The following is a 9,346-nucleotide window of genomic DNA, read 5'->3' on the forward strand; positions in this document are numbered from 1 at the left end:
GTTGGTTTTGGATTCGTAAAGGGGTCACCCTACCAAATCGTCTTTTTTCGGCGTTAAAACGCCTCCTACAACTAAAAGCCCCGCACGATCGTCTTAAAACTTACAGCTAAAAGCTTCTAGCTTTTTTGTTTTAATCTAACTTCTAACCACTGATATCTAATAACTCTGGTTTTTCGGCGTTAAAACGCCTCCTACAACTCGTATCTCGGGTCTCGAAACTCGTACCTTTACCCTTTACTCTTTCCCCTTTCTAACTCGCTAACTTTTCAATCTGATAGCTGACGGCTGAAAGCTGATAGCTCTTTAAATTTCACGCCTACGGGAAGTAAAATCGTGATTTGGAGGGGACAGAAACAAAAAAGCCTCGCGATTGCGAGGCTTTGAATTAATGGTGCCCAGAGGCGGAATCGAACCACCGACACGAGGATTTTCAACCCACGCTATATAACACCTAAAATATTGTTTTTACTAAACTTAATTACAAAAATTTTCCTATAATTTTCGTCTAGTTAATAAATTCTTTGTTGTTTAGTTAAAAATATCATGTTTTTATGTACTTATAGATTTTAAACTAACTAAACAAATTCAACCTATTGATGATGCCTTTTTTAACGCTCTTTTTCAATCCTTTGTTTAACATCAATACCTTTCTCTGCATCAGGCTTTAAAGCTTCAACTTTAGCATACCCTCTTCTGTACACCCTTTTAGTTGTTCCAAGATTAGAGTGACCTAGCAATTCAGACGCTTGAGCAATACTTTCACAATCACTTGCAGCTTTAGCCCTAAGATCTCGTTCTTGAAATCGTTGCTCTGGTTTTAATTCACCACTTGCTAACGCCTTTGTCATCGCTTTATTCCATGCAGTTCTGATTCCTGATGCAGTTAACGGTTTATCTCGCTTAGAATTAGCATGGGATGCAAAGAAGTACCAATGAAGTATTGGCATACGCCTCTTTGCTACGTTGCGGTAACCATTTATTTCTTTTAATTCAGAAACCAAGTTAGCTAAATAATCACAATAATTGTATTGAATCCTTACTTTGGTTTTTGACGTTTGCACTTTCAACCCTTCTTTTTCACACCAATCTTTGCTGCTTAGGCTGATCATATCCGTTTGCCTTAAACCTGTTGCAAGCTTAAGCTCGATGTATAGCTGAAGCCAGCGTGGACAATATTTAAAAAAGACATCTATTTCTTCATCTAAAACGAGTCTATCTCTAGGCCTCTCAGGATTTCTGATTATTCCATTAAAAGGAGTACAATCAATTATTCCCCACCTTACAGCGTGGGTCATTACAGTGCTGAGTAAGGCAAATTCACGATTTCCCCTAACAGGTGCGCCCTCTCTAGCTCTCAAATCTAAGTACTGATAGGCATGACGTGCCCTAACCATAGTAGGGTTCATTGAGCCAAAGCGTTTAATAAGGTTCTTAGCTGCTGCAATGTTGCTTTTGTGTGTGTCTTTAGCTTTAGTCGGTGAAACTTCTTTCATATACCTATTTATCAAGTCAAACATTGTGCGGCATTCATAGTTTATTTCTGCGTAAGCATAATAATTTCTAAAGGCTTCATGTATGGTTTTACCTAGTCGAATATCTTTTTGCCCAGCCGCTCTTAAATAATAAGTGTCAGCTTTTTTGTTATAGATCATTCCTCTGGGTAGATTTTGATTTTCAGGTGAACGCTTTCTACCCATAGTTCTAATCCTCTAAATTCAACTCAGTGTATTTAAAGATAGAACTATTATTCGAATTTCGCTGGTTTGGGCTTGCGCCTAGTTCAGCTTCAATAGATTTACGTAACACTTTTGGCCAGCCAAAAGCATCTAAGGTGAAGGTTATACGCATTACTGTAAGCTGCTCAACTTGCTTCTGGCGTTGCTTTCTGCCAGTAAGTTCAGCAATTTCTTCTTTGGAAAGGAATAAGCTCATAGGTTTCTCACACTAATAAGTTTCCAGTCACTTTTAGCAACCGAAAAATCAAAATAACTCTAATTCCAAACGTAAATTATATGTTTGGTAATGATTAACTCTTGATTTGCTCACGCAGCTAATGCGTGACGACTTAAAGCATGATGGCCTAAGGCCTCACTAAATATATCTGCTGATTTTTGACGATTTCATCATTTTTCAGCTTTTTTTAATATAGTTTGCCATTTTTTAAATAGCAAACATTATTAGGAGAGTACTAACTATGAAGTTTTATTTTCTCAATTCCATCTAGATTAAAGTTTAGATCTTCAAGGGCACCTTCTTTACTGAGTCCAATACCAAATTCAAGGCTAGAAGCCATAAATGCCTCCATTTCGATGTCATTAGTTATTTCATTGCCTGATTGGTAACACACAATGAAATCATGTTGTTTTGAGTAGTAATATTTTTTCATATTCATCTTTCATTTCATTGAATTTAATATATATTTAATATAAACCTCTTCACCATCTAGGTAAAATTTATGTTCATTGATTTTCTATTAAAAGCTACAGAAGTTGCTATTGATGTTTTATCTGAGCCATTGCCTGAAGACTCATACGAAGGTGAATTTGATATTTATGAACCAAGCTCAAAGTCACTATATACTAACGCAGATGGCAGCACTGAAATTTTGACAGGGTCATCAATGGGCACAAGAATAAATGATGATCATACTAAATATTAACTACTAATCAGTTTTAAATAAGAAAAGCAAAAGATATGAACTCCTTACCCAAATCTTCCCCTACTTCATATTTATAGCCTATCTGACCACTATAATCGGTAGCAAATTCATCTAGAATTTTCACGTTCACATCAAAGCTGTAATTATATTCATTCAGTTTGCAACTAAGTATCTTGAGAGCCTTTAATCATCTGACGCATTTCAATTGCTTTTTGAAAGCTCTTGTAGGTTATCCCTCTACCCTTAGCAGAATAACCCCTAATTATTTTTTTTTGTGCGGTCTAATTTATCATTTATTTTTTGGCCATTTTCTTTGTTGATTAAGTCAGTAATAAAATTAACATTTGAAGCAATTACGCTGTAAATACAAAACAACTGCACATAAACCAGTAGACTAATGACAAAGATAGATAAGAATGAAAAAATTGAAGGGTAAGAAATGTAAAAGCTCCATTTTACAATAAATGGCTTTATAAAAACTCCAATAAGTAAGGTAGCTAAGGTTAATGCTGATAAAATAACCACCCCAACCAACAGTTTCACTCTTTTTTTATCTTCTGTTGGAAAAATAGCCTCTGAACTTGGCTGTATAACCTTTCTCATTGCTTGGGGATATATGTAAGCTATCCATATACCCATAATTGTAAAAATCATTGCGGCGCTATTTTGCAATGCACTTATGATTGGTTGTAAATCAGAAAACCTAACACTACCTTTATATAAAAAACTAATTGCAAGAAAAATAATAACTACAAAAGAGTGCCATATGTAAAGATACATTTTACTCTCCAACAGCCTTTTGGGGCTCCTCATAAAAAGCACTTAACAGCTTATCCCTCGTGAACTCCATAGCCTTGAATAACCTTGTAGCCGTGTAATGTCCGCTGTCATCTCGACCCCCACCCTTAATATCATTTACAGGCAAAATACTTTTAACGACAAACTTATCCAACCAGACAATACCTGAGCCTTCTTTTTTAAAGCCAATATTTCTCCAGTCACTTCCTAGGTATTCTCTCTCGTATAGTTCAAGCATTTCTTTAAGCTCTCTCACGGTTGGCTTAGCTTCAATATTTACTTCAACTTTTCGGTTACCTCTAGTGACCTGACTAGATACAAAAGGTAGATTCTTAAATAAGTTAGTCCAACCACTTTCTTCCATGACTTGTGCACTTATTTCTTCTCTTTTAACGAAATGGGTTATTTCATGGACAACTGTTTCCAAATCAGACTCTGTAGTGGGTTTTTTATACTGCTCGCTGTAAGCCCTGAACCATAAATTTCCTGTTTCACCCTCAACTGACGGAGAAAATGAAATTGAAAGGTATTTCCCTCCCCTTTCATTTTGCTTTTCTTCAACATTACGCTGTCTAAAATCACTATGTAACTCAACATAGTCTCTTATATACCTATTAAGAAGCTCAGTATCTGCAATAGAGTTATTAAAACGAATCGAAGAAAAGATATTTAGTGAAGGTATAAACCAATAATATGCAGGCTCTCCCCAAATCACACGATCATTACCTACATTTTCATCTGCATTATACAACTTATTATCTTCAAGGCCTGCATCAGCTTTTATTCCATAAACTCCATTCCCTTGACCAATTGCACGCCATAAAATAATTAAATAGTCACCAGTGAGTTCATCTCTTTCTATTGCTTTTAGGTATACTTTTTTTCTATGGGAGTACCCAGGGGTTTTATCATCCCAAAGCAAAGTGTCTTCTAATGAAATTCGTTCCTGAAACCATTCCCGGAGTGACGAGAGCATTAAATCCATCGGAAGAGGTTCAAAATAATCATCACCTCTACGAGCAAAGCCCATTGACTTATACTTAAAAAAAGTTACTAACCCTTCACTCATAAGAAATCCTTATCCAAAAACTATAAACAAATACCATAAAAATGTTTGATAGCTATCTACCTAGGTACACAACTGTTATTTGCTCTCTACTATGCCCTAGTTCATGAGAAATTTGCAAACGAACTTCTTTATCAATAAATTTTTGGTCTGCAGTTAATTCTTTGCTTTTTAGACCACCGCTAATTGGGGCTTGTCTACCTGTTAGTTCCAAGTAACGTTTTTGGGCATACTCGTGACGTAATCCATGATTTTTATCAAGGCCAACACGACTTGTTTGCCATTCGTAGCTTTTTAATTGCTGCTTGTAATTTTTATCAGGTCTTATCAATGCACCGCCACCTACAGTTTGCTGTATTTCTTTTAATAAGGCTCGCTGAGTGTCGGTTCTTATTGCCAAAGTCCTTGGACGGCCACCTTTAGTCCACGATGACTTTAAAACGAGTTGCTCTCCACGTATGGCAAAATTAGGCTTAAACTTAATAGCTTCTTCTCTACGAAGCCCGAACTCTAACTGAAGCTTCAATGATAACTGCACGTAGTGATCTGTAATTTTTTCGAGCTTGGCTAAGTCTAGCTCTTTGGCTTTTGAATCAGTTGGAATGTAACTGCGCTTTTCTAAGTTAAGTGATATTGCTTGGTTTGCACTGTTATTTGATTTTGGCAGCATCGATGATTTTCCGACTTTTTCAGCCCACCATCTAATGTGCCCAACGCGGTTTTTAATTGTTCCTGGCGAAAGCTTTTCAGCTTGCCAGCGCTCTATCAGGTAATTTACGTGTTTTGGCTTTAATGAATGAACCGATTTTAATCGAAATCCACCTTCTTTAAGCTGTGCAGCAAGTTGCACTAACGCCTTTTTTCGCCCTGCCTGTGTGCTGTAGCTACCATCTTGATTTCTTAGCATTAAGCCTTGTAGTTGGTACTTTAAGTTACTCATAAACCACCAGTTAGTGATGAATTAAATAACCTGTTATGCACTTAACTGACTAATTGAACCTAATATTCCAAAAGGTAAGTTTTAAATGCCAATTGCACGTTGGAGCGTACAATTTCCGTATAAATACGAATAGAGGCACAAAGTTCAAAATGGCCGAAATAGCCTCGCCTTAAATGTTTCCCTATTGGGCGTACAAAATAAAACGCAAATCAAGTGTGCTTTGCACTGGTTAGTTAAGTGATAACAGGTCTCCTTTTTAAGCGCCATAAAGTAATTTTTCATGAATTTCGTATACACAAAATTAAATCAAGCTATTGCTAGAAAGCACTGGCTATTGATTAAGAAAAGTTAACTTTTTGGCTTATAGCTACATCACATTGGTAGCTTTTCGAAATGACAAAGCTGAAAGCTTTATTTTAAAGATACGATGACCGATGGCCTCGTTAAGTAAGTAATAAGATAATGGCATAACCCGTCCATAACTTCAACAAAAGTAATAAGCCCGTTGGTACAGCTGGGTTTGCCCACCGCGTCACTCCCCTATTGCTTCGCAGGAGTGACGCGGCTCTAGTCAGAGTGGAATATATCTCTTTTTACTTTAGAGGTTTTTTATACTGATCTATATACTCATCAAAAAATAGTTCAACTTGAGACTCTACTTTTCCTTTAACTAATTTAATGTCAGCAAAATGCATACTATCTTTATTAGGTTTTAACTTAACCTGCATTGTTTCTAACTTAATTTCATTGTCATTTGAGTCGATCAAAAAGAGTTCAAGCCCATCTACAAAACCATTAAGAATAATATCGATAGAAATCAAGTTTCTATTTTTTAATAAAGACGGAAGCAAAATAATTCGACCTGATTTATAAAAACTCCCCTCAATTAAAACTCCATAAATAGGATGATCAATTTCTTGGTCAAAATTATCTGTAAACCAATTTGCTTTTAAACTTTGCTTTTGCAGTTGTTCTTTAACCTCATTAGCTAAAGAAACAGATAAAGCATTGCCTGAACTTTGATGAAGTTGGATATTTTTCTTTGCTAGTTTGAATGCTGTTTGAAGTCTATAAGTTTTTAAACTGTAATTTGCTTTTTTAAGCTCTAAACTCAAATTCATATTTTCAGATATATCTGTTAAATGTTGAATCTGCGCTTTTTCATAGTTACGGGATAACTCATTGTATGAATCAGTTTGTTTGTTAAAACTATCAGTTAAACTTTCGAGTTGCTCTCTTAATGTTAAGTTGTCATCGCTTAATTTATGGTACTTTTTAGTAAGATCCGTGTTAATAGAACCCAGTTCTATATTTTGTCTAGCAAGTGCTTGTTTCTCAACTTGGATCTCATTAAATTGACTAACCTTAATGTATTCATCCCACTTAAACTTATTTAAAAGAGCAGAAAGAGATCTGTTAGCAAATTTTACGCTAAACTCACCAAGATTATTTGCTAGCGGAGCTGCTACCAACACTAGAAGCGTTAGTAATAAAGGCATGCAAATGTAAAAAGAAACTGGCGCTGCTCCATTTTCTATACGAAGAACTTTATCCTCAAACTTTAATGGTTGATACAAAACCCAGCCAATAAACTTCCAATTATACACCACAGCAATCAGAGTGTACGTAAATAGAAATGGGCTTGCTAATCTTTCTTTAAACCAATCAACTATGGTTGCACTTTCTTCGATCTGAGCCATTGAGGTTATACCTTTTTATTCATTATTTATTATATATTTAAAGCCACCACTAAATTAACTCAAAAGTCAGTGTTTTAATGATACCAATAACGGACTTAGCCCATAAAAGTTAACTATGTCACTAATTTAATGAAAGTGCCAATAGCAAATCCTAAAGTCAAAGATCACACTCTAAATCTATAAAAAGTACCTTATATAATTTTTCAAATGCTTAAAAATATGAACTAATTAGGTGAGTTAAAATCAACAAGCACACTAATGCCCTACCAAACAAGGCAGTAAGAAATTTGATTTGATCTAAGTTACAGGATCGCGGTAACGCTCTATTGGGGCTGAAATCGGCAGTTGAACACTGTGTGTATTATTAGATTTAACTTTAACCGGCTGTTTAAAACTAAACACAAATTTACATACATGCTTAAGCTTTTCTTTCACCGCAGACAGCAGTCCAAATTCTAGCATAGTTTCGATCAGCGATTTTACCGTCATATATGCCCAGCCCAGCTTATTTGCTAGCTGTGAAATGCTTTGCTGGTATGTATCGCGTTTATTTCTTGTGGCAATTTTACCGGCTTTAATTTTACTGGTTATCAAGGCCTGTAGCATGAGCATTTTATGTTGATGGCGAGAGTCATAGCGACTTTTAGAATCAAACAAATGAAGCTGAACTGAGTATAAACGTAGTGTGTTGCTCGACTGTTGTTTATTAAGCATCTGCGTGTAGCTTTGCAATAAACGATAGCCTAAAGGGTGTTTTACATTTAAATGCAATGTGCGGCTATAGCTCGAAGGATTAGCAGACTCAATTAGCAAAGGCTCTTTTTCGTCTTCTAGTGGCTCTAGAAGCTTTTTAAGACCGTTTTTAACTGCATTTATCGAATAACTTAAATGTTTAGCGATTGCTGCTGCTGATGAGTTAAATTTGCCATGCTTAGCATGGTGATATGCAATATGCCCCAAAATTAAGGTTTGAGTATCTGATTTTGTAGCTGCAAGGACTTCTAAAGCAAAGAACACTTGTTTCTTTTTGCCGCAATGATCACTTACCGTATTTAGGCTTGATGAAAAATTATTTTTTAATTTTCTAGTCAATTGAAATTCGACTGGAACGTTAGTCAGCAATTTTTTGGCTTACCACTAGACACAGGATTACCCTACAGCTAATATAGCCATATAAACATTTTGAGTTGTTTATGAAAGCCGCGTTAGAAACTTAAGTCGCCAAACTTAATCTGAGTTTCTTTATCGCGGTTTTTTGCTTTCTGGCGTTCGCAAAATCGCCTCCGTCAATTACGACGAATACAGGTATTTTTGTAGGGAAAGTATGTTTTAGTAGGAAACGATATTTTAGATTTCAGCGGGAGGCTAGGAAAAATGGTGCCCAGAGGCGGAATCGAACCACCGACACGAGGATTTTCAATCCTCTGCTCTACCGACTGAGCTATCTGGGCAATATTTAGTTTTATGCAGAATATCAACAAGGATTTTCAATGCAATTACCGATGGCTCTACCGACTGAGCTATCTGGGCAAAACAATTAGCTAAATGCTAACTATTAAATAAATGGTGCCGACTATCCGAGTTGAACGGATGACCTACTGATTACAAGTCAGTTGCTCTACCAACTGAGCTAAGTCGGCACACTAAAGTCGTGTGCGTTTTGCACTTAATCACGTTGTGATTATAAATAATGGTGCCCAGAGGCGGAATCGAACCACCGACACGAGGATTTTCAATCCTCTGCTCTACCGACTGAGCTATCTGGGCAAAAATTTAGTTTTATGCAGAATATCAACAAGGATTTTCAATGCAATTCCCAATGGCTCTACCGAGTGAGCTATCTGGGCAATATTTAATTTTATGCAGAATATCAACAAGGATTTTCAATGCAATTCCCGATGGCTCTACCGACTGAGCTATCTGGGCAAGTTCCTGACAGCAATTTGCTATCGAGGATAAAAATGGTGCCGACTATCCGAGTTGAACGGATGACCTACTGATTACAAGTCAGTTGCTCTACCAACTGAGCTAAGTCGGCACACTAAAATCGTGTGCGTTGTGCACTATAATCACTTTAAAAGAGATTATCAAATAATGGTGCCCAGAGGCGGAATCGAACCACCGACACGAGGATTTTCAATCCTCTGCTCTACCGACTGAGCTATCTGGGCAATATTTAGTTT

Annotated in this window: 9 protein-coding genes and 6 tRNA genes; 1 reads left to right on the top strand and 14 read right to left on the bottom strand. The window is 36.4% G+C overall.

The annotated features are described in order from the left end of the window. Positions 1 to 389: 389 nt before the first annotated feature. The 4 genes from C2M25_RS21735 to C2M25_RS11975 form a co-directional block, all read right to left on the bottom strand. Positions 390 to 460 (bottom strand) — tRNA-Phe (locus C2M25_RS21735). Positions 461 to 608: 148 nt separating this feature from the next. Further along, positions 609 to 1,697, bottom strand: a complete 1,089-nt coding sequence (locus tag C2M25_RS11965) for a tyrosine-type recombinase/integrase (RefSeq protein ID WP_105181205.1) — start codon at positions 1,695 to 1,697, stop codon at positions 609 to 611. A gap of 4 nt (positions 1,698 to 1,701) precedes the next feature. Next, the gene (locus C2M25_RS11970) at positions 1,702 to 1,932 is read right to left on the bottom strand and encodes a DUF4224 domain-containing protein (protein ID WP_058585648.1); all 231 of its coding nucleotides are present in this window, start codon (positions 1,930 to 1,932) and stop codon (positions 1,702 to 1,704) included. A gap of 256 nt (positions 1,933 to 2,188) precedes the next feature. After that, on the bottom strand, positions 2,189 to 2,386 hold the full coding sequence (locus C2M25_RS11975) for a hypothetical protein (protein ID WP_105181206.1): 198 nt from the start codon (positions 2,384 to 2,386) through the stop codon (positions 2,189 to 2,191). A 69-nt stretch (positions 2,387 to 2,455) separates the two neighbouring features. On the opposite strand from C2M25_RS11975, the gene C2M25_RS11980 reads away from it, so the two are divergent. After that, complete coding sequence (locus tag C2M25_RS11980; protein WP_105181207.1) at positions 2,456 to 2,659, top strand: hypothetical protein; 204 nt, start codon at positions 2,456 to 2,458, stop codon at positions 2,657 to 2,659. Between the two features lie 258 nt (positions 2,660 to 2,917). On the opposite strand, the gene C2M25_RS11985 is transcribed toward C2M25_RS11980, so the two are convergent. From C2M25_RS11985 to C2M25_RS12030, 10 genes are all read right to left on the bottom strand, one after another. Further along, the gene (locus C2M25_RS11985) at positions 2,918 to 3,439 is read right to left on the bottom strand and encodes a hypothetical protein (RefSeq protein ID WP_199775178.1); all 522 of its coding nucleotides are present in this window, start codon (positions 3,437 to 3,439) and stop codon (positions 2,918 to 2,920) included. Position 3,440: 1 nt separating this feature from the next. Continuing rightward, positions 3,441 to 4,526, bottom strand: a complete 1,086-nt coding sequence (locus C2M25_RS11990; RefSeq protein WP_105181208.1) for a hypothetical protein — start codon at positions 4,524 to 4,526, stop codon at positions 3,441 to 3,443. Between the two features lie 52 nt (positions 4,527 to 4,578). Continuing rightward, on the bottom strand, positions 4,579 to 5,463 hold the full coding sequence (locus C2M25_RS11995; protein WP_105181209.1) for a phage integrase N-terminal domain-containing protein: 885 nt from the start codon (positions 5,461 to 5,463) through the stop codon (positions 4,579 to 4,581). A 593-nt stretch (positions 5,464 to 6,056) separates the two neighbouring features. Continuing rightward, entirely contained in the window at positions 6,057 to 7,163 is a 1,107-nt protein-coding gene (locus tag C2M25_RS12000; RefSeq protein ID WP_105181210.1) for a hypothetical protein, read from the bottom strand. A 297-nt stretch (positions 7,164 to 7,460) separates the two neighbouring features. Next, a complete protein-coding gene (locus tag C2M25_RS12005; protein WP_158679719.1) occupies positions 7,461 to 8,255 on the bottom strand; it encodes a hypothetical protein in 795 nt (264 codons plus the stop codon). Positions 8,256 to 8,538: 283 nt separating this feature from the next. After that, positions 8,539 to 8,614, bottom strand: a tRNA-Phe gene (locus tag C2M25_RS12010). Positions 8,615 to 8,727: 113 nt separating this feature from the next. Then, a tRNA-Thr gene (locus tag C2M25_RS12015) sits at positions 8,728 to 8,803 on the bottom strand. A 51-nt stretch (positions 8,804 to 8,854) separates the two neighbouring features. Further along, positions 8,855 to 8,930: transfer RNA gene (locus C2M25_RS12020), tRNA-Phe, on the bottom strand. Positions 8,931 to 9,125: 195 nt separating this feature from the next. After that, positions 9,126 to 9,201 (bottom strand) — tRNA-Thr (locus C2M25_RS12025). A gap of 57 nt (positions 9,202 to 9,258) precedes the next feature. Further along, a tRNA-Phe gene (locus C2M25_RS12030) sits at positions 9,259 to 9,334 on the bottom strand. Positions 9,335 to 9,346 lie beyond the last annotated feature (12 nt).

Origin of the sequence: Pseudoalteromonas sp. T1lg21 (assembly GCF_002964625.1) — a bacterium.
In the GTDB taxonomy this organism is placed as follows: Bacteria; Pseudomonadota; Gammaproteobacteria; order Enterobacterales; family Alteromonadaceae; genus Pseudoalteromonas; species Pseudoalteromonas gelatinilytica.